The organism is Xanthomonas sp. PPL134 (assembly GCF_040595915.1).
GTDB lineage: Bacteria > Pseudomonadota > Gammaproteobacteria > Xanthomonadales > Xanthomonadaceae > Xanthomonas_A > Xanthomonas_A indica.
On record NZ_JAMDLL010000010.1, the window covers coordinates 26,875 to 47,186 of the forward strand.

Sequence of the window (20,312 nt, forward strand, 5' to 3'; positions counted from 1 at the left end):
CGCTGCCGATGCAGCCGCCGAAGCAGCGGAGAAGGCGGCCGACGCCGCCGATGCCGCCGACACGGACAACGACACGGCCATGGATGACGGCGCCGCTGCCCGTGCCGCCAACGTGCCCGGGACGCCGCTGCCGCCGCGTGCGGCGACCTCGGCGATGTCTGCCACCTCCGCCGCTTCTGCGACGACCTCGCGTCGCGCGCCGCCGGCCGCACCGTTGCCGCCGCCCGCGCCGCTTGCGCCCCCGGCACCGGCCGTCCCGGCTGCTCCGCCGGCCATCGGCTCGCGGATCAGCACGCGGTCGATGCAGAAAACCCACAACGGCCAAATCGAACAGTCGTATGTCCGGGTCAAGGGCAACCATTCGACGATGAGCGGCAGCAGCGACGAACTCGCCAGCATGAAGCGCGAGACCCAGGGCGATGGCCTGTGGTTCCGCCGCGGCGGCAAGCGTTATGTGGTGCACGATCCTGCGCTGCTGGCCCGCTTCGACGCGCTGTTCGAGCCGATCGGCAAGCTGGGCGCGCAGCAGGGCGAACTCGGCAAGCGCCAGGGGGCACTGGGACGCGAGCAGGGCGAGCTGGGCCGGGAACAAGGCAAGCTGGCGCAGGAGGCCGCGGCGCGGGCGCTGGACCGCATCGACATGGACGCCGTCGCTGCCGAGGCGCAGGCGCGTGCGCAGACGGCGCTAGCGCAGCGCCAGGACGCGCTGGCGGCGAAGATGCGCGCGCTCGGCGAACAGCAGGCCGCGCTGGGCCGGCAGCAGGGCGAACTGGGCGCACGGCAGGGCGAATTGAGCGCGCAGGTCGATCGCGAGGTCGACCGCCTGCTCGATGCGGCCATCGCTGCGGGCAGCGCGCAGCGGCTGGAGTGATCCGCCGGCGGCGTGCAGCGACTACGCCGATGCCGCCGCCGCCAGCGCGCGTTCCTCGGCCTCGGCGGCGACCAGGCGCTGCAGCAGTAGCGCCAGCGTGACCACGTCCTGGTGGTTGTGCGCGGCGACGCGGCGCAGATTGCGCGCATTGCCGCCGCGCAGGTAGCCCAGCCACGCCGCCGGGGCTTCGGACCCCGGCAGGTCGTCCTCGCGGACCACCCGCAGCAACTGCCGCTCGATGGTGGCCAGCTTGCAGTTCTCCCAGGTGCCGCGGTAACGGCGGCGGGTGGGATGCAGCAGGTCCACGTGGTCCAGCGCCGACAGCGGATCGGCGCAGCGCGCCAGCCGGTAGCGGGTCTTCAGCAGCGGCGCGTCGTAGCAGCGGCCGTTGTAGCTGGACAGCACCGTGCCCGGCCGCAGCCAGGCGCGGAACGCTTCCAGCATCGCCTTCTCCGCGCCCATCGTGGCCATCAGCAACTGGCGGATGCGCAGGCCCGGGCCGTCGGCCGGATGCACGGTCCAGTCGGCCGCGCCGATCATGAAGGCGCGGGTGCCGGTACCGCCGGCCAGGCCGGTGGTCTCGGTATCGAAGAACAGCAGGTCGGTGGGCTCCACCGCGTCCTCGCGGCGGGCGAAGGCCAGCGACAGCGACGTCGCGGGAATCGGCTGCGGCAGGAACGCCTCGATCAGGTGCAGCCCCGGCGCGATCTCCACGCCGGGAAGATGCCGGTCCGGTGCCGCGGCCGGCCTGCGTGCGGCCGCCGCCGCGGCGGGCGCGACGGCACGCTCGCGCAGGCCGAGCAGGCGCCGCAGCGCGGACACATCGGTGCCGCCGCGGTCGAACGGGGCGATGGCGATGGGTGGGGCCACCGCTGTATCGGTGCCGCTGCCGCGCGCGGGAACGGGCTGGCTGCGTGCTGCCGGTGGCACCGCTGCGTGCGATGTGCCGTCGCGCGTCGCTGCCGATGCCTGCATCGGCGCCTGTGTGGACGTCGCCGCGGCGGCGCCTGCGCGTGACGCGGTGGACGCGTCGGTCGTGGTGCGGCTACCGGAGGACGCCGACGCGCGCTCGGCGCTGGCATCGCCGGCCTGCCGGCGCAGCGCGCGCAGGCGCTCCAGGCTGATGCTCATGCGCTCCACTCCGGCAGCGCGTCGGCATCGGCATCGATGGCGATCGTGGTCGCATCGTGCGCGTCCAGTGCCGCGTCGTCCTCGCCGTCCAGCAGCAGGCGCAGCACGCGCAGCGCCAGCGCCCGGGGCGTGGTCGCGCTGGCTTCCTGCGCGGCCAGCACCGGACCGACGCAGGCCGGACAGCCGGCCACGCAGTCGCAGCCCTGCACCAGTTCGCGCGCGCGCTGCACCAGCTCGGCCTGGCGCCGATACAGCGGCTCGCTCAGGCCGACGCCGCCGGGGAAGTTGTCGTACAGGTACACGGTGGGCACGAACTGCTGCAGTTCGATGCTGGCCGGCTCGCCGCTCTCGCCGCCACGCAGCTGGCCGCGGCCCTTGGCGTCGGCCACGGCGAACCAGGCGCCGTCGCCGTCGCCCACCGCCTGCTGCAGGTCGCGCGCATCGGCCATCACCGCCACCGTCGCCACCACGTGCAGCGCATAGGCGGCGCCCAGGAAACCATCCAGCGCGTCCTGCTTGCTGCCGAACGCCTTGAGCAGGGTGGCCTGCGGCAACTGCCACCACACCGCGGTGGTGTGCAGTTCCTGGTCGGGCAGGTTGACCGGGCCGTAGCCGATGTTCTCGTGGGTGTAGTAGCGGATCTTCTTGTAGCCGGCCACGCGCCGCACCACGTGCACCTCGCCGTGGTGCGCGTCGCCGCGGCCGGCTGCGCCGCCGTCGAAGCGGTCCAGCACCTTGAGCTTGGTGAAGTCGATGCTGTCGGTGTAGTAGTCGACGTGGGTGCGGGTGACGTAGGCCTTGCGCCCTTCCCAGTTCAGCTTCTCCACCTGGTAGGGCGTGCTCTGCACCATGTGGATGGCGCCTTCGTACAGGGTCAGCGCGGCGGCGGAATAGTCCACCTCGGCGATGATCTGCTGCTTGCCGTCGGTCTTGTCCACCACCACGAAGTTGCCGTCGGCCACCGAGCGCAGGCTCACCGCATTGGCCGGGTAGCTGTCGGCGATCCATTCCCAGCGGTCGCCTTCCTGGTGCACCACCTCGCTCTCGGCCAGCGCTTCCAGGAACACTGCCGGGTCCACCGGACCGAACGCCTCGCCGGCGACGAAGGTCAGTTCGAACGCGGCGCAGCGGATGTGGTCGAACAGGATCAGCGGCTGGTCCGGGGCGATGCGGGCGTGTTCGGGCGAGGCGTCGGCGAAGAAGTCCGGGTGCCGCACCACGTACTGGTCCAGCGGCTGCGAACTGGCCACCAGCACGCCCAGCGCCGGCTGCTGGCGGCGCCCGGCACGACCGAAGCGCTGCCAGGTGGCGGCGACGCTGCCGGGGTAGCCGTTGAGCACCACCACGTCCAGCGCTCCGATGTCCACGCCCAGCTCCAGCGCCGAGGTGGAGACGATGCCGTCGATGCTGCCGGCGCGCATCGCCCGCTCGGCCTCGCGGCGCTCGCTGGGCAGGTAGCCGCCGCGGTAGGCGCGGATGCGCGGCGGCTTGCGCGGGTCGTGGTCGAAGATGTCTTTCAGGTACTTGGTCAGCACCTCCACCATCAATCGCGTCTGCGCGAACACCAGGGTCTTCAGCCCGGACTTGATCGCGATACGGGCGATGCGGTTGCTCTGCGAGCGCGCCGAGGCGCGCAGGCCCAGGTCGGCATTGACCACCGGCGGGTTCCACAGCAGCACGTGCTTGTCGCCGCTGGGCGCGCCGGAGTCGGTGATGGCGTGCACGCGCTGCTCGATCAGCGCCTCGGCATGCGCGCGCGGGTTGCCGATGGTGGCCGAGCACAGGATGAACTGCGGGCTCACTCCATAGAACGCGCAGATGCGCTTGAGCCGGCGCAGCACGTTGGCGACGTGGCTGCCGAACACGCCGCGGTAGGTGTGGATCTCGTCGATCACCACGTAGCGCAGGTTCTCGAAGAACTGCGCCCACTTGGTGTGATGCGGCAGGATCGCCTGGTGCAGCATGTCCGGGTTGCTGACCACGATGTCGCCGTGCAGGCGGATCGCCTGGCGCGCATCGCCCGGGGTGTCGCCGTCGAAGGTGAAGGCCTTTACCCCGAGATCGCCGGCGCGGTTGAGGTCCAGCAGCTCGGCCACCTGGTCCTGCGCCAGCGCCTTGGTCGGGAACAGGTACAGCGCCTTGGCCTGCGCGGTCATCGCCGCGGCCACCACCGGCAGCGTGTAGCACAGCGACTTGCCCGAGGCGGTAGGAGTGACGATGGCCACGTGCTCGCCGCGCTGCGCCGCGTCCCAGGCCTCGGCCTGGTGGCTGTACAGCTGCGCGATGCCGCGTTCGCGCAGTGCGGCGGCCAGCGCCGGCGGCACGTCGTCCGGGATCGGCGCATAGCGGCCGGCCTGGCCGGGGATGGTGAAGCTGCCGGTGATGCGGTCGTGGTAACGGCGCTCCAGCCGCGCGCTGAGCAGGGCGCCGTCGCGCGAGGGCACCCCGTCGGTGGTGGACAGGGCGCGCTCGGCGTCCTCGGTGCGCGGGGCTAGGGCGTGGGCGGGCATCGGCACGGCTCTCAAAGCGGAACAGGGAAGCGAAATCGCGTCTCAGGGTATGAGACGGCGCCTGCCGAGGCGAGGAAGGCAGGCTGAGCGGATTCAGGCGGGGGGCTTGCGCGAGTGCGGTTGGCCGCCTTGGTGCTGTGTTGTCGGGCGACGCTGCCGCTGTCGTGTGGCGCGCGTTGTCGCCATCGACAGGTATCCTGTCGTCCCCCCTCGGCAACGACGGCTCCTGTCGTCTACTTCCCTTGCCCGTGTCCGCTCCCCCGATTCCCCCGCACTACCGCACCGCCGCCGCCCGCCGCGCCGATCTGCTCGTGCATGCCGCCGGCCTGCTGCTGGCCGTGGTCGGCGGCGCGCTGCTGGTCTGGCGCGCCCATGCCAACGACGCGCTGATCCTGGCCACCAGCATCTACGCGCTGGGGCTGCTGACCATGTTCGCCTGCTCGGCGGCGTACAACTTCGCCCCGCCGCAGCGCCAGCCGGTGCTGCGCAAGCTCGACCATGCGGGCATCTTCGTGATGATCGCCGGCTCCTACACGCCGTTCTTCGTGCTGGCGCTGTCCGGCGCCTGGGTCTGGTCGATGACCCTGGCGGTGTGGGGTGTGGCGCTCTTCGGCGTATTCGCCAAGCTGTTCCTGCCGGGCATCGCCAAGGGCTTCTGGGTGGCGATCTACCTGCTGCTGGGCTGGGCTGGGATGGCCGCAGTCAAGCCGATCATGGCCGGGCTGGACACGCCGGTGCTGTGGCTGATCGCCGCCGGTGGCGCGATCTACACGGTGGGCGTGGCGTTCTACGTGCGCAAGTCGATGCTCTACAACCGCGCCATTTGGCATGCGCACGTATTGGGCGGCGCGCTGGCGCACTGGTGCGCGATCTGGCTGTGCCTGCGCCCGCTGTCGCCGACGTGAACGGCGGTGGCGACGCGCTAGAGAAGGCCGCGCCGCGTCCGTAAGCTCGGGCGCCATGGACAGCGTGGACACAACGGATCCGATCGGCCGGCGCCTGCGGGCCTTGCTGGCCGTCGCATTGCTGGCCGCATGCGCGCAGGCGCAGGCGCAACAGGCCGCGCCTGCGACCGATGCCGCTGCGCCGGCGGCGGCATCCGTCGCCACGCCGCCAGCCACCGACGCTGCCAAAGACGACATCCAGACGCTCGGCGAAGTCCGCGCGCTGCCGCCGGACGAGGGCGAGCCGCTGGATCTGTACCGCTTCAAGAATCCGGTGACCCCACCGCCCAACCGCTTCGACAAGGACTGGCGGCCGCCGCCCTCGGTGGAACAGGTCAGCCAGAGCGGCGGCTACATCGCGCTCGGCGTCTACTACCTGGCCGGCAAGGCGGCCAAGGGCCTGCACGCGCTGACCGGCGGCCCCGACCAGGTCCAGGCCGCCGTCGCGCGGCCGCCCCCGCAGCTGAGCGAGGCCGAGCTGCAACGCGCCATGAAGCTGTGCGTGGAACAGGGCGGGGGTTGTGCCTCGGGGCAGTGAAATGCGCCGCCGCACAAGCGTCGCCCGGCTCGGCGACCTCAGTCGCAGGCCCAGTCCAATCGCAGGCCCTGGATGTCCAGTTGCGCGATGCCGCCGCCGAAGTTGTAGCCGCCGAAGGCCTCGTCGAACTCGATGTAGTACGGGCTGAAGTCGGGGATGCCCTGTATCGGGCGCATCGTGCCGCCGAGGTGGTTGATGGCGTGGCCGGCGGCCCAGTCGTGTTCGCGGTAGTGCTCGCGGCTGACCACGCCGTCCTGCCAGTAGTAGAACGGCTGATAGCCGCCGGGATCTGGCGCGTCGCCGAACGTCTCACGCGGCGGCACCCCGGCATTGGGATCGTGCTCGCGCAGTCGCAGCCGCAGCGGACGATGCAGGGCGAAACGGTCCGGCGCCTGCGGCAGCGGCGCGCTGCGCGCGTCCCACGCCTCGCATACTGTCGCGCTTCCGACCTGCAGCCATTCCGGCGGCGGCGTCTGCTGCAGCAACGGGCTGTCCACCAGCGGCGGCGGCCGGCATGGCGCGCCATCCACCTCTTCCTGCCGCAGCAGGATCAGCGCATAGGCGCAGTCCAGAAGGTCCTGCATGCGCCGCAGCCTCGGGTGGGCCTGCAGTGCGCGTTCGCGGAACGGTTGCAGTGCCGGGTCGGCCAGCGCCTGCGCGGGCGTGGCGATCGCGGCGTGCATCCCGTCCACTGTTCCGGCCGGGCCGCCGTCGTTATGGTCCGGCGCGGTGGCGAAGAACGACACCGCGACGATGTCCGGGCCGTGCACGCGGTAGTCCGGTGGCAGCCGCAGGGTGAAGCCGTGCTGCATCGGATAGCCGCTCCACGGATCCAGCGGCCATTGCGCCGCGGCGATGCCCGGCGGCAGGCCGAAGCACCAGCCGTCGCTGTCGGGAACGGGCGCGCCGCCGTTCCAGTCTCCGGGTTCGATGTCGTAGGCGCGCATCGGAACGTTCTCCAAGGTTTCGCGAGACTGCAGGGCCCAACGTCGCGACGCCATCGGCGGGTGCCGTGTCAGCCCATGCCTTTGCCTTGTGCCTGGCGCAGCTGCGCGTCGCGCTGTTGCTCGCCCAACTCGGCCTGCAAGCTGGCTTGGCGTTGCTGCTCCGATTGCGCCAGGGCACCGAAGGATACTTCGACTGGTGTCTTGATCGCCTGGTCGGTCGGCATGTGCGCGCGCAAGCTGGCGGGGTTGCGTGGATCGCCTTCGACGACGAAGACGTACTGCCCTGGCTCGGCCTGACGGCCGCGCTCGCTGAGCAGTACATGATCGACCCGGGTCAGACCGTTGCGCGTGGCCAACTCGGTCAGGCTGGCCTTCATGCACGCGCTCGCCGTGTCGGACGCACGACCCAGTTGCCGGTCTAGGGCGTCGACGCCGTTGGAGCAGTCCTGATACAGCGAGCTGTGCATAACCCCGGGTGCTGTTGGCGCCGGTACCTGGCCTTGCCGACGGTCAGGTGATGGCTCCGGTGTCGCGGGTGCTGGTGGAGCAGTTTGCGCTGGTGCCTGCTGGCGGGTCTGGTACTCGGCCCTGGTATACGGCGGCGGTTGCGGAGGCCAGTTTTCCGGACGGTCGAATTCGGTGGTCGGCGGTAGATGCTGGCTCACCGCGAACGCATTCAGCTGTCGCCGCGTCTCCGTATCGGCACGTCCGGTCTCCTGCAGGCCATTGGCCTTCTGGAACGCACGGACGCCGGCTTCCATGTGCTCGTCGTAGAGGCGGTCGCCGCTCCAGTTCGGAGGCGCATTCTGTATGTAGCCCAAGCCTTGCAACTGACGGCGCAGCTCATACACCGGTTCACCTTTCTCGCCTCGGCGGAGCTCTCCATCCTTCAGTGGGCCGTACAGGTCCGTCATCGTCTGGCGCTTGAATTGCGGCTGCGCCTGCAGCGTATCGGCACGCAGTTCGGCCAGCATCGCGGCATCGACGCGGCCAGTTGGCTCTGCGATACCTTTACCGCGCTCATATTGTTTGACCGCATGCTCGGTGCCAGCACCAAAATCACCATCGGGTGAGATGGCCTTGCCCTTGGCATCGGTCATTCCCAATGCGGCCAGATACTGCTGCGCTTCGAACACGGTTTGATTCGCGTCGCCCTTGCCGACGGATGCTGGTGCATTGGGCGCGGCCGGTGGCTGCGCAGGCGTCACGCCTTCACGTTGGACACGCTCTACCAGCGCCGGTACGGCAGCTTCCCACGTGCGCGCATAGCCGGCGATGGTTTGCACGCTTGCCGCATCCCGGGGATTGATGATCGCGCGTGCGCCGGCATAGTCCTGCTTGTCGGCGTTGATATGGGCGGCCAGGGTCTGTCCCGGCACGAAGTCGCCATCGCGCATGCCGGCGACGAGGATCTTCGTCGCAATGGCAGGTTCTCCGGCCCGGCCTGGCGATTGCACGAGTTCGCGGCCTAGCCCGGCCTTCTCGCCAAGCTTTTCGTACAACTCGACATGGGTGAGATGCGCATAGCCGCGGCCGTAATAGGCTTCGCCACCGTGATAGGACAGCGTCACAGCCTGCTTTCGCCCCCATTCCTCTTCAGGGGCCTGGAAGTCTTTGGATTCGTGCTGTGCTGTGGCCAGCACATACGCGATCTGCCGGGTGTCGGTGACACCGTGATCCAGGCAGCTGTGGACGATCAGGTCGACCGATTGTTCGCGTGTCAGTCCGAATCCCGCGTTTTGCTTGCCGTATCCGTCGCTCATGGGAGGTCCTTGTCTCTCTGTGTCGTGCGAGGGTGGCGCCGCACCGGCTTGGCTACTTGCAGGAATCGATGGTCTTGCTGGAATGCGGCGTCGGTATCGTTCCATGCAATGCAAGCGACACCACGGTGCGCTTGCATTGTCCTGCTTCCGACCAAAGGTGCAGCGTCGTGCCGCTGATGCCGGAGAGTGTGAGGCCGCGTGTCGCCTGTGCGAGCTTCTCGCTCTTCACGAAGCGCTGGGTCTTTGGATCGAATAAGTAGTAGGTATAGGCGGGTGCGCCGAGGCGGCCGGAAAAGTCGGTCCACAACAGCAGATCGTCGTAGCCGTCACCATTGATGTCCGAGACGATCGCGGTATAGCGCAGGCCCTCGCTCCCTTCGCCCTGTTGCGCGATGGGGCCGCGATAGGCGGCGACATAGTCCTGTTGATCCGCTGTGTTGCTCAAAAAGACCAGCGACGGGACGGGGATGGACTGTTCACCCGCCGGACGCTGCACCACGACCGTCGCGGGCGCGCAGCGCAGGAGTAGCCCACCGGTGTCGCGGCAATGCGCGTCTACGACCTGCAGGCTTAGGTCTCCCAGGGAGAACGCGACCTGTCCCGTTGCATCCGGCAGCCCAGTCGCAGTGAACACCTTCGCCACCGAGCTTGCATCGGGCGACGGCGCTATCGGCTTGGCGGCACTGATCGACGCGACGAACTGCGGATCGTTCAGTTGGCGCAGCCGGCCGATCGTCGTGGCCAGCCTGCATTGCTTGGCATCCAGGCGCATTGCAGGGTTTGCCTGCTCCGGCAGCTTGCAACGATTCTGGTAGATCTGCGCGATCCACTGGCACTGTGCGGCTTGCAACGCCGATCGCTCTTTCGCGGAGGGCAGGGCCGCCATGCGGGCGCGGTAGACCCGGTTCAACGCGCCGTCCTGGTAGGCGAACTCCTCGTCCACGCAGCGTTCCGGCGTCTCCTGCTGCATTGCCTTGGCGAGACACCGCGCATATGTCGGACGTAGCGCGTCCTTCTGCAACGCCAACAATTCCGCGCCCGACGGCAAGGACGGCACCGCTGCGATTGCGCCACTTAGCGCTATAGCGGGCAAGGCCCCGAGGCACAGGGTGCCGAACCAGCGCGCGTGCACCCATTTGAGCGATGCGACAAGGCCACGGTGCGGCAGCTGTGGCGACGTGCTCCGCTTGCGAATCTGGTCCCGTTGTTCCATGCCTGCCATCTCCGGCCTCCGTGCAACGCCTTTGAAAGACCTCAACTGTGCCCTGCTGCCGGGGACAATCGCCCGCGCAGCACCGCAACACGCTGCTGCGTATCGTCCGACAGCTTGCCTGTAGCTGCCCTCAACGCCCGCCGCGCGTATAGCCTTCCAGTTCGTCGGCACGGGAGCTGATCCGGCGCAGGGTGGCTTCGGCGCTTTGCAGGGCGGCTTCCTGGCCGCGCGCGCCGAGCGCCCGGTCCAGGTTTGCGGCCTGTTCGTTGGACTGCTGCCAGGTGTACTGCGCGTCCATCAGCCGGGAGCGGTCCATGCCACTGAGGCGGTAGCGCAGTCTGTCGTAGGCGCGGTCCAGGCGTTCCTGCTGCACGCGCTGTTCGCGCTGGATGCAGCGGCGGCTCTCGTCCAGGCCCTGCGCCTGCCTGCGGCAGTCGTGGTAGGTGGCGGACAGGCCATCGGCCGGCGCGCCTGCCGCGTCCGCGTCGGGACCGGTTGGCGGCATCTGCTGCAGTTGCTGCTGCATCCGCTGGATCTGTTCGGCCTGCTGCTGCAGCAGGCGCTGCTGTTGCTGCAGTTGCGCATCGCGCGGGTCGATCTGTTGCGCGGCGGCGTTGCCGCAAACGCCGGCGACCACCGCGGCGATCAGCCATGCGCGCAGCCGGCGCTGGCCCTGGGTTCCCTGGTGCTGGTGCATCGTCCTTCTCCTTCGATCGGCAGCCGATCCTGCCGCGCGCCGCATCGCCGGTGCGCGGTCGAGGTGGCGCCAAGCATACGGGAAGGGCGGTGATGGCTTCATGGCACGGCGATGGGCGCGCTCAGCGGGGAGACACCGCGCTCGTCGAAGGCTTCGACGGCGAACACGTAGTCCTGGCCGACGTTGAGCGCGCGGAGTTCCAGGTCGGTGCCGCGGTCGGCGAACACCTGGTAGGTGAGGGTGAGGCGATCGGCGCGCAGGCCCCAGCGCACGTTGTAGCCAACGGCGCCGGGCACGGCCTGCCAGTGCACGCGGGCGTTGCGGCGGTCATCCTCGCGGCGCGCGGTGACACCGGTCGGCGCCGGTGGTGGGGCACCGTCGGCGTTGCCGAACACGCGCAGTTCGCTGATCGCCAGGTGCGCGGCGCCGACGTGGCCGTGCACGTAGCGGATGTAGCGGGTGCGCACCGGCGCGGGCAGTTGCAGGTAGGCGTTGGGCCGGTCGCGCCGGTCGGCGCCGTCGCTGACCTCGGCCAGCGGCAGCCAGTGGCGGCCGTCGCGCGAGTGCTGCAGCCGGAACGCGGTGTAGATGTCCGGCGCATCGCCATAGCGGCCGGCACGGTAGTCGGCGAAGTTGACCTGCACCGCGCGCACGCTGCGCTCCCCGCCCAGGTCGACGGTGAGGGTCTCGCCGGGCGCGTTGCGCGCGGCCACCCAGTCGCTGCGCGGGTCCTCGTCGGTGGCGCGGCCGGCGGCGAAACCGTCCAGGGTGGACGATGCGGTGGCCGGCTTGCGGTAGGACAGCAGCATCCAGCCGGTGAACAGCGTCTCCGGGTCGGCCACCGGGCCTTCCGGCATCCAGTGCGGGAAATCGCCGAAACGGGTGGACACGCGCATCTGCCCGTCGGCGGCGAACGCGGCGGGGAACAGCACGATGCGCCGTTCGAAGGTCCAGTTGGCGCCGATCCAGGCGGTGCCGCTGTTCCACCAGTTGCCGTGCGCATCCTGGAACGTGGAGCCGTGGCCGGCGCCCTGCATGAAGCCGCCGGGCTTGTACGCCACCGGGTTGTACGCCGCATAGACGAACGGGCCGAGCGGGTGCTCGCCGACGTATACGCCGGTGGCATAGGCGTTGTACTCGCTGCCCGGCGCGCCGTACTGCAGGTAGTAGCGGCCGCCGGTCTTGGTCATCCATGCGCCTTCCAGGAAGCTGCCGATCGGGCTGCCGTCGGGGAAGCGGGCGCCGCGGTGGTCGGGGCCGAAGCGCTCCCAGCCGTGCTGCGCCGGATCCAGCGCGAGCAGCGGCGTCGGCACGCCGCGGAAGGCGACTCCGTGCGCGCTGCGGTCCATGGCGATGCCGTACAGCGGGTAGCGGTCCGAGGAGCCCCAGTACAGGTACCACTGGCCGTCGTCGTCGATGAACAGGTCCGGGTCCCAGGGGCCGGGCGGCACGTCGCTGAGCGGCCGGCCCTTCATCTCGGTGCCGATCGGCTGGGCGCGCGGCAGCTTCGGCAGCAGCCGGGTCAGGAAGTCGAGCGTGCCGCTGGCCGGGTCGCGGGTCTGCAGCAGCGGGCGCGGTTCGAAGGCCGACTGCATGATCACCAGGCGGTCGCCGTCGGCGACCACCGCCGGCGCGACGATGCTCTCGAACGGCCAGCGGCTGGGCGTGACGAACTGCCAGTCGAGCAGGTTGCTGGAGCGCCAGTAGCCGTCGGCCAGGGTCTGGAACAGGTAGTAGGCATCGCCGAAGCGCACGAACACCGGGTCGGCGCCGGTGCGATAGGAGATGCCGTCGTTGAGTTGTTCGAAGTTGTAGCGGTAGTCTAGGTCGATCGGGTTGGCGTAGCTGCGTGCGCCCGGCGCCTGCGCCGCGGCCAGCCCGGCGGACGCCAGCAGCGCCAGCGGTGCGAATGCTCTGAACATGACGATGGCCTTCCCCCGTGGCGGCGCCGGCTACCGTAGCAAAGGGGGTGGCGAGATGCGATGCGGCCGCCCGTGTCGCCGCGGTTACCATGGCGCCCGCCCAGTGCCCAGTGCCCAGTGCCCAGTGCCCAGTGCCCAGTGCCCAGTGCCCAGTGCCGTGCCGTGCCGCGGCCGCGGCGCCCGTCTCGCCAACCGCCGACTGCCATGATCGCCAACGTCTCGCCGCGCCGCCTGTTGCCCCTGCTGCTGTCGCCCTTGCTGTTTGCCGCTGCCGCCTTCGCCAACGACAGCAGCATCGGCGACGCCAATGGCTCCATCGAACTGATCCGCCAGCCGGACATCCGCATGAGCAAGGAAGACCTGTTCATCAGCGAGGACCGGGTGCAGGTCGACTACGTGTTCACCAACACCAGCGCGCGCGATCTGGTTGTGCCGATCGCCTTCCCGATGCCGCCGATGTACTTCGGCATGGCCGACCACAGCGCGCTCACCGACTTCACGCTGTGGGTGGACGGCAAGCCGGTGCGCACCGAGCGCCAGCTGGTGGCGAAGCTGGACGGCAACGACATCTCCCGCGCGTGGGCAGCCAGCGGCTGGACGCCGGACGACCTGGCCGAGTACGTCGAGGGCGGCACCGTCCCGGCCGGCCGCAAGCCGCTGCCCGCACGCTGGTTCGACGCGGACGGGCAGCCCCGCTTCACCCTCAGCGAGTACTTCGTCTGGCAGCAGCGCTTCCCTGCCGGCGGCGCGGTGGCGATCCGCCACCGCTACGTGCCCAGCGTCGCCACCGGCGTGCCGATGCCGGCCAGCGACCTGATCGGCGAGTACGCCAAAAGCACCTGCCTGGACGCTGCCATGCAGCAGCGCATGCGCCGCCGTGCCGGCGCCGACGGCCTGCAGTGGAGCAACCTGCGCTACGTGCTGCGCACCGGCGCCAACTGGAAGGGGCCGATCCAGGATTTCCACGTGACCCTGAAGAAGCGTGCGCCGGGCGACCTGCTCAGCCTGTGCTTCGACGGTGAGCTGCAGCGCACCGATGCCCTGACGTTCGAGTTCCGCCAGCGCGACTTCGTGCCCGACCGCGACCTGGACATCCTGTTCCTGCGCTGAGCGGCGGCCAGCGCCCGCAGCGGCCGGACGCGCCGAAGCCGACATCCCGCTGAACGCCGACGCGGCGCGGTCGGCAGTTTTCGCCCGACGCGGTGGCGCGCGTGCCGCTGGATCGGGCAGCATGCGCCGGCGCGTTTCCTCCCCCCAGGACCTGCCCGCATGCGCGATGCCGCCGTTGCCGCTTCCGATCCCGTCGCCCTGGTCGCGGCGCGCCTGGAACGCCTGCCGCCGACCCGGAGCCTGTGGCGGCTGGTCGCGCTGCTGGCGCTGGGCGGTTTCTTCGAACTGTTCGATCTGTTCCAGACCGCCTACCTCAGCCCCGGCCTGCTGCGCGAGGGCGTGTTCGCCGAGGGCGCGGCCGGCGTGTTCGGCATCGCCGACCAGGCCGCGTTCGCCGCGGCGACGTTCCTGGGCCTGTTCCTCGGCGCGAGCCTGCTCAGCCCGCTGGTCGATCGTTTCGGGCGCCGTGCGGTGTTCTCCTTCGCCCTGCTCTGGTACAGCGTGGCCACGGTGGCGATGGGCCTGCAGCACAGCGCGCTGGGAGTGATCCTGTGGCGCGGGGTGGTCGGCATCGGCCTGGGCGTGGAACTGGTCACCATCGACACCTACCTGTCGGAAATGGTGCCGCGGCAGATGCGCGGCGCGGCGTTCGCGCTGGCGTTCTGCGTGCAGTTCCTGGCGGTGCCGGCGGTGGCGTTGAGCGCCTGGGCGCTGGTGCCGCATGCGCCGTTGGGCCTGAGCGGCTGGCGCTGGGTGGCGTTGCTCAGCGGCGGCTTCGCGCTGGCGGTGTGGTGGCTGCGCAGCCGCCTGCCGGAGTCGCCGCGCTGGCTGGCCACGCAGGGCCGGCATGCCGAGGCCGACGCGGTGCTGCAGCGGCTGGAGGCGCGCTGCGCCGCCGACCTGGGGCAGCCGTTGCCGGCACCGGCGCCGACATCGGCAACGCCAGTGCCGACGCCGCAGCTGTCGGCGCTGTGGCAGCCTCCGTACCGGCGGCGCATGGCGATGCTGGTGAGCTTCCACATCTTCCAGGCGATCGGTTTCTTCGGCTTCGGCAACTGGCTGCCGGCGCTGCTGGCGCGGCAGGGCGCCGACAGCGTGCACGGGCTCGGCTACGCCTTCGCCATCTCGCTGGCCTATCCGCTGGCGCCGCTGTTGCTGATGGGCGTGGCGCAGCGCTGGGAGAACAAGTGGCAAGTGGTGGTGTCGGCCCTGGGCGCGGTGCTGTTCGGCCTGCTGTTCGCCTGGCAGCAGCAGCCGCTGCTGCTGATCGCCTGCGGCGCGGCGGTGACCTTCTGCAATGCCTGGATGAGCTTCGCCTACCACGGCTACCAGGCCGAACTGTTCCCCACCGCGCTGCGCGCCCGCGCGGTGGGCTTCTGCTATTCCTTCAGCCGCCTGTCCACCGCCGCCAGCAGCCTGCTGATCGGCGTGCTGCTGGACCGCACCGGCCACCGCGGCGTGCTCGGTTTCATCGCCGCCAGCCTGGTGCTGGCCGCCGCGGTGGTGGGGCGGTTCGGACCGCGCACCTACCAGCGCGCGCTGGAGCGGATCTAGGGCCTGTCAGCACCTCCTGCGCAGGCACGGCCGGTTCCTGAACGTCCCGCACCGGTCATCGGGCCTCGACACCATGCCGCCGCGGCCCGGTGCATGCTGTCGCCTCCTTCGCCACGAGCTTCGGCCATGACCTCGCTATTGCCCGTCCCCGTGATGGATGCCGCCGACCACCGCGACCTGGCCCAGGCGCGCGCGCTGCTGGAACACCCGGGCCTGGCGGCGAAGATCGCCAATGCGGTGGGCGCGCCGATCGAGGCGCTGATCAGCAAGCGCCTGCCGAAGATGCTGTCCTCGCGCCTCGATGCGGTCAGCCAGCGTGCGCTGCGGATGGCGCTGCGCTCGGCGCTGCTGACCCTGCGTGGGCAGGCGCCGGACCGCGCGCGGCCGCGCCTGCACGGCGCCGCGGTGGCGGCGACCGGCGCCGCCGGCGGCTTCTTCGGCCTGCCCGGGCTGGTGGTGGAACTGCCGTTGACCACCACCCTGATGCTGCGCTCCATCGCCGACATCGCCCGCGCCGAGGGCGAGCGCCTGGACGACCCGGCCACCGCGCTGGCCTGCCTGGAGGTGCTGGCGCACGGCGGCCGCAGCCAGCGCGACGATGGCAGCGAATCGGGCTACTTCGCGGTGCGTGCGGCGATGGCGCAGCAACTCAGCGCCGCCGCGCAGTACATCGCCGCGCACGGCCTGGGCAGCAAGGGCGCACCGGTGCTGGTGTCGCTGCTGTCGCGCATCGCCGCCAAGTTTTCGGTCACGGTCAGCGAGAAGCTGGCGGCGCAGGCGGTGCCGCTGGTCGGCGCGGCCAGCGGCGCGCTGCTCAACACCGTGTTCATCGCCCACTTCCAGGCGATGGCGCGCGGCCACTTCACCGTGCGCCGGCTGGAACGCCGCTACGGCGAGGCCGCAGTGCGCCAGGCCTACGAGGCGTTGCCCGCGTCGCGCTAGTCGCATCGGCCAAGCGGCGGGATCGTGCAAAGTCGCGCGTGCGCCGCCCCGCTATCCTCGGCGATCGATCGATGCCGTGGAGGGCACCTGGACGTGATGGGAGCGATGTACAGACAAGGGGTGCGCCTGCTGGCGCTGATCGCGGGCGTGACCCCGCTGGCGTCGCGGGCCACGGACGCCGCACCGCCGCACGATGGCGTGCGGCACATGCCGACGTTCGATCTGCCGTTGTCGCCCTTCCTCAGTCCGCAGGCGCAGGCGGCCGCGCGCAAGGACATGGCGCAGGGCGACCCGCTGGCGAAGATGGACAACGCCACGCTGCGCCGCGAACTGCCGCGCATCCGTGCGGAAACCGAGGCCTGGGCCAAGACCGTGGTGGACCCGCTGCGCGAGCGCTACGGGGTGACGCTGCAGCGGACCACCTGGGACGGCGTGCCGGTGACCCTGGTGCAGCCACGCGATGCCTCGCCGGCGCAGCGCCAGCGGCTGCTGATCGAACTGCATGGTGGTGCCTTCGTCATGGGCAGCGCGGCCTCGTTCGGCATGATGGAGGCGATCCCGGTGGCGGCGATGACCGGCGTCACCGTGGTCAGCGTCGACTACCGGCAAGGCCCGGAACACCGCTTCCCTGCGGCCAGCGAAGACGTGGCCACGGTCTATCGCGCCGCGCTCAAGCGCTACGCGCCGCAGCACATCGGCCTGTTCGGCTGCTCGGCCGGTGGCGTGCTGACCGGCGAGTCGCTGGCCTGGTTCGCCAAAGAGAAACTGCCGATGCCGGCGGCGGCCGGCATGTTCTGCGCCGGCGGCGATGCGCGCTACCGCGGCGATTCGCGCTACGTGGTGGCGGCGGTGAACGACGCACCGCTGCCCGATGCGCAGGGTGCGCTGCCGATCATGGAAGACCTGTACTACGGCGAGGGCGTGGACTTCCACGATCCGCTGGTGTCGCCGGTGTTCTCCGACGCGGTGCTGGCGCAGTTCCCGCCGCTGCTGTTCATCACCGGCACGCGCGCGGCGGAACTGAGCAATGTCGCCTACACCCACACACGGCTGGTCGATCTGGACCGCGAGGCGGACCTGCACGTGTGGGACGGCATGGGCCACGCGTTCCATCTGAACACCGAGTTGCCGGAAAGCCAGCAGGCGCTGCGGGTGATCGCGCGCTTCTTCCGCCGGCATCTGGATCTGCCACCGTTGCCGGCAGCGGCGCCGGTGGCCGCGGCGCAGGACTGAGCGGCGCTGCTTCGCGACTGGCCGTCGCGGCGTGGCGGTGGCACAGTGGCGGCCGCTGCCCTGCGGCCGCCTTCAACCCCGTTTCCTGCCAGGTGCTTCGCCATGAAAACCCGCCACCGTTCCGACAGCGACGACGACCAGCCGCGGCTGGCGGTGCTGATCGACGCCGACAACGCGCAGCCGTCGGTGATCGAAGGCCTGCTCGCCGAGGTCGCCAAGTACGGCCTGGCCAGCGTCAAGCGCATCTACGGCGATTTCACCAGCACGCGCATGACCCAGTGGAAGCAGGCCCTGCTGAAGCACTCGATCAGCCCGGTGCAGCAGTTCGCCTACACCAGCGGCAAGAACGCCACCGACAGCTCGCTGATCATCGACGCGATGGACCTGCTCTACACCGGTCGCTTCGACGGCTTCTGCCTGGTCTCCAGCGACAGCGACTTCACCCGCCTGGCGCAGCGCCTGCGCGAGGAGGGGCCGACGGTGTATGGGTTCGGCGAGCGCAAGACCCCGGATGCGTTCGTGCAGGCCTGCGACAAGTTCATCTACACCGAAGTGCTGCGCAGCGAGGCCAGCGCCGCCGAGCCGGCCAAGCCCGCTGCCGCGGCCGCCAAGCCGGCGGCCAAGGGCCGCAAGAAGCCCGCCGCGACGCCGGCCAAACCCGAGCCGGCGCCGGTGCCGACCGAGACCAAGGCCGCGGCGCCACTGACCCTGCTGCGACAGGCGATCGAGGAAGCCTCCGACGACCAGGGCTGGGCCGGACTCGGCAGCGTCGGCAGCTATCTGAACAAGGTGCGGCCGGATTTCGATCCGCGCCTGTACGGCCACAAGAAGCTCAGCGATCTGCTGCGCCGGTTGTCGTCGCACTTCGAACTGGAGGAGCGCGGCAACGAAGGCGGCGGCAAGCGCATCTTCGTGCGCTCGCGCGGATGAGCCGCCTGTCGCCGCGGTGTGGCGTCGCGGCACTGCCCGGCGCATCCAGGTGCACGACACGATGAGCGATCGACCCTACGCCCCGTCCTGCGACCGCAACCGCGATCCGATCCTGCAGGTGCTGCAGCGGCACTTCACCGGTCGTCGCCATGTGCTGGAGATCGGCAGCGGCACCGGCCAGCATGCGGTGCATTTCGCCGCGGCGCTGCCGCAGCTGACCTGGCAATGCAGCGAGCGTGCCGAGCACCTGCCCGGCATCGCGCAGTGGCTGGAGGCGGCGGCGCTGCCGAACACGCCGCCGGCGCTGGCGCTGGACGTGCGCGACGGGCCGTGGCCGCACACCGGCTACGATGCGGTGTTCACCTCCAATACCTTGCACATCATGGGCTGGGACGCGGTGCAGGCGTTCTTCGCCAGGGTCGGCTCGTTGTTGGCGAACAGCAGCGACGCTGTGCTGGCCGTGTACGGCCCATTCAATTACGGCGGCACCTTCACCAGCGACAGCAATCGCGCGTTCGATGCGTGGCTGAAGGCGCGCGACCCGGCCAGCGGCATCCGCGATGCCGAGGCGGTGGATGCGCTGGCGCAGACGCAGGGCCTGGTGCTGCAGGACGACGTGGCGATGCCCGCCAACAACCGCTGCCTGGTCTGGCGCCAAGGCTAGGCGTGGCTGACCACCGCGTGCGATCGATCCGTCGGCCGCGCGTTGCGTCCAGGTGACGAAGACGCACCATTGCCCTCATGACGGGTTCACCGTGGTGCCACGACGGATTCACCGCGCGCTTGCGACTGTGCGCAGACACCTGCCGCCGCCGAAAGGGGCCTGCGGCCGGTGCTTCCTTCCTTCGCCACGGAGCGTTCCCATGGACAACAACGACGAATCCCGCGATCTCAATCGCGACCCGATCTCCGGCACCCCCGGCTCGCACCCGGTCGGGGTCGGCATCGGCGGCACCGCCGGCGGCGTCGCCGCCGGCGCGCTGGCCGGCACCGTGTTCGGCCCGCTCGGCACCTTGATCGGCGCGGCGGTCGGCGTGGTCGCCGGCGCAGCGGCGGGCAAGGGCGTGGCCGAGCGCATCGACCCCACCGGCGAGGACGCCTACTGGCGCGAGGAGTACCGCAACCGCGACTACGCCAAGGCCGATTACGACTACGACCGCGACTATGCGGCGGCCTACGGCCTGGGCCTGCAGGCACGCGAGCAGTATCCCTCGCGCACCTGGGACGAACACGAGCGCGAACTGTCGCACGACTGGGGCACGCGCCGCGGCGACTCGCGCCTGGAGTGGGACGAGGCGCGACTGGCCGCGCGCGACTCCTGGGAGCGCGCCGATGCCACCTACCGCACTTATGAGGACAGCGACCGCTACTACGCCGAGCGCTTCGACACCGCGGACTACCGCGGCACCGACAGCAGCTACGACGACTACCGCCCGGCCTACCGCTATGGCGTGCAGGCGCGCAGCCGCTACCGCGATCGCGTCTGGGACGACCGCCTGGAATCGGATCTGGAAAGCGGCTGGGAGCGCGTCAAGGACCGCTCGCGGCTGAGCTGGGCGCAGGCCAAGGCCGCCGTGCGCGAAGCCTTCGATTCGGATCGCTACGATCGCCCCGGCCGCGGCAATCCCCCCGATCCGCGGGTCTGACGTCGACACGCGTTCGATCGGGTGGCCGCCAGCGGCGCCCGATTGAATTGCGCCTTCCGTCGGCGCAGCGGCCGCATATGCGCGGCCGCTGCGCCGTATGTGGGAGCGTTTTCTGTGGGAGGGACTTCAGTCCCGACGCGCCGTGTTTCCGGTACCCGAGAACCAGGGCCACGCTACGACCCTGCCACACGGGCAGTGGTCCAAAGATGTTCCCCGGAAGTCATTCGGCAGTCCGGCGCGATGACGACATCCGAGGTCGCGGCTGAAGCCGCTCCTACGCAAGGCGGATAATGGTGTTGTAGGAGCGGCTTCAGCCGCGACGCTGTTTACGCCGCACACCAAGCATCCCGCGGCCTGCGTC

General features: G+C 70.4%; 16 protein-coding genes. 9 read left to right on the forward strand and 7 right to left on the reverse strand.

Annotated elements, in window-relative coordinates; genetic code table 11:
- Positions 1-892 precede the first annotated feature (892 nt).
- Both M3U25_RS16315 and M3U25_RS16320 read right to left on the reverse strand, forming a co-directional pair.
- A complete protein-coding gene (locus M3U25_RS16315; RefSeq protein ID WP_355502105.1) occupies positions 893-2,002 on the reverse strand; it encodes a ribonuclease H-like domain-containing protein in 1,110 nt (369 codons plus the stop codon).
- Entirely contained in the window at positions 1,999-4,512 is a 2,514-nt protein-coding gene (locus M3U25_RS16320) for a DEAD/DEAH box helicase (RefSeq protein WP_355502108.1), read from the reverse strand. Before M3U25_RS16320 ends, M3U25_RS16315 begins: the two co-directional genes overlap by 4 nt.
- 242 nt (positions 4,513-4,754) lie before the next feature.
- On the opposite strand from M3U25_RS16320, the gene M3U25_RS16325 reads away from it, so the two are divergent.
- Positions 4,755-5,417 (forward strand): hemolysin III family protein, encoded by a 663-nt coding sequence (locus M3U25_RS16325; protein ID WP_242159082.1) that lies wholly within the window; start codon positions 4,755-4,757, stop codon positions 5,415-5,417.
- 55 nt (positions 5,418-5,472) lie between these two features.
- Positions 5,473-5,994, forward strand: coding sequence for a hypothetical protein (locus M3U25_RS16330; RefSeq protein WP_355502111.1), 522 nt, complete (start codon positions 5,473-5,475; stop codon positions 5,992-5,994).
- 38 nt (positions 5,995-6,032) lie between these two features.
- On the opposite strand, the gene M3U25_RS16335 is transcribed toward M3U25_RS16330, so the two are convergent.
- The 5 genes from M3U25_RS16335 to M3U25_RS16355 form a co-directional block, all read right to left on the reverse strand.
- A complete protein-coding gene (locus M3U25_RS16335) occupies positions 6,033-6,941 on the reverse strand; it encodes a hypothetical protein (protein WP_355502114.1) in 909 nt (302 codons plus the stop codon).
- A gap of 68 nt (positions 6,942-7,009) precedes the next feature.
- On the reverse strand, positions 7,010-8,704 hold the full coding sequence (locus tag M3U25_RS16340; protein ID WP_355502117.1) for a peptidoglycan-binding domain-containing protein: 1,695 nt from the start codon (positions 8,702-8,704) through the stop codon (positions 7,010-7,012).
- A gap of 52 nt (positions 8,705-8,756) precedes the next feature.
- A complete protein-coding gene (locus M3U25_RS16345) occupies positions 8,757-9,926 on the reverse strand; it encodes a lysozyme inhibitor LprI family protein (protein WP_355502120.1) in 1,170 nt (389 codons plus the stop codon).
- 121 nt (positions 9,927-10,047) lie between these two features.
- Positions 10,048-10,614: a lysozyme inhibitor LprI family protein gene (locus M3U25_RS16350; protein WP_355502123.1), complete on the reverse strand. Its 567-nt coding sequence runs from the start codon at positions 10,612-10,614 to the stop codon at positions 10,048-10,050.
- 98 nt (positions 10,615-10,712) lie between these two features.
- Positions 10,713-12,536 (reverse strand): family 43 glycosylhydrolase, encoded by a 1,824-nt coding sequence (locus M3U25_RS16355; RefSeq protein ID WP_355502126.1) that lies wholly within the window; start codon positions 12,534-12,536, stop codon positions 10,713-10,715.
- A gap of 204 nt (positions 12,537-12,740) precedes the next feature.
- On the opposite strand from M3U25_RS16355, the gene M3U25_RS16360 reads away from it, so the two are divergent.
- The 7 genes from M3U25_RS16360 (at position 12,741) to M3U25_RS16390 (ending at position 19,951) form a co-directional block, all read left to right on the forward strand.
- Entirely contained in the window at positions 12,741-13,646 is a 906-nt protein-coding gene (locus M3U25_RS16360) for a DUF4424 family protein (protein ID WP_355502129.1), read from the forward strand.
- 159 nt (positions 13,647-13,805) lie between these two features.
- On the forward strand, positions 13,806-15,200 hold the full coding sequence (locus tag M3U25_RS16365) for an MFS transporter (RefSeq protein WP_355502132.1): 1,395 nt from the start codon (positions 13,806-13,808) through the stop codon (positions 15,198-15,200).
- A gap of 126 nt (positions 15,201-15,326) precedes the next feature.
- Entirely contained in the window at positions 15,327-16,142 is an 816-nt protein-coding gene (locus tag M3U25_RS16370) for an EcsC family protein (RefSeq protein WP_242159091.1), read from the forward strand.
- A gap of 105 nt (positions 16,143-16,247) precedes the next feature.
- Positions 16,248-17,375, forward strand: coding sequence for an alpha/beta hydrolase (locus tag M3U25_RS16375; RefSeq protein WP_355502136.1), 1,128 nt, complete (start codon positions 16,248-16,250; stop codon positions 17,373-17,375).
- A 102-nt stretch (positions 17,376-17,477) separates the two neighbouring features.
- Positions 17,478-18,305 carry an NYN domain-containing protein gene (locus tag M3U25_RS16380; RefSeq protein ID WP_355502139.1) on the forward strand — a complete coding sequence of 276 codons (828 nt, stop codon included), beginning with the start codon at positions 17,478-17,480 and terminating at the stop codon, positions 18,303-18,305.
- 61 nt (positions 18,306-18,366) lie between these two features.
- On the forward strand, positions 18,367-18,969 hold the full coding sequence (locus tag M3U25_RS16385; protein ID WP_355502142.1) for a DUF938 domain-containing protein: 603 nt from the start codon (positions 18,367-18,369) through the stop codon (positions 18,967-18,969).
- A 199-nt stretch (positions 18,970-19,168) separates the two neighbouring features.
- Positions 19,169-19,951, forward strand: a complete 783-nt coding sequence (locus tag M3U25_RS16390; RefSeq protein WP_355502145.1) for a hypothetical protein — start codon at positions 19,169-19,171, stop codon at positions 19,949-19,951.
- The last annotated feature ends 361 nt before the right edge of the window (positions 19,952-20,312 follow it).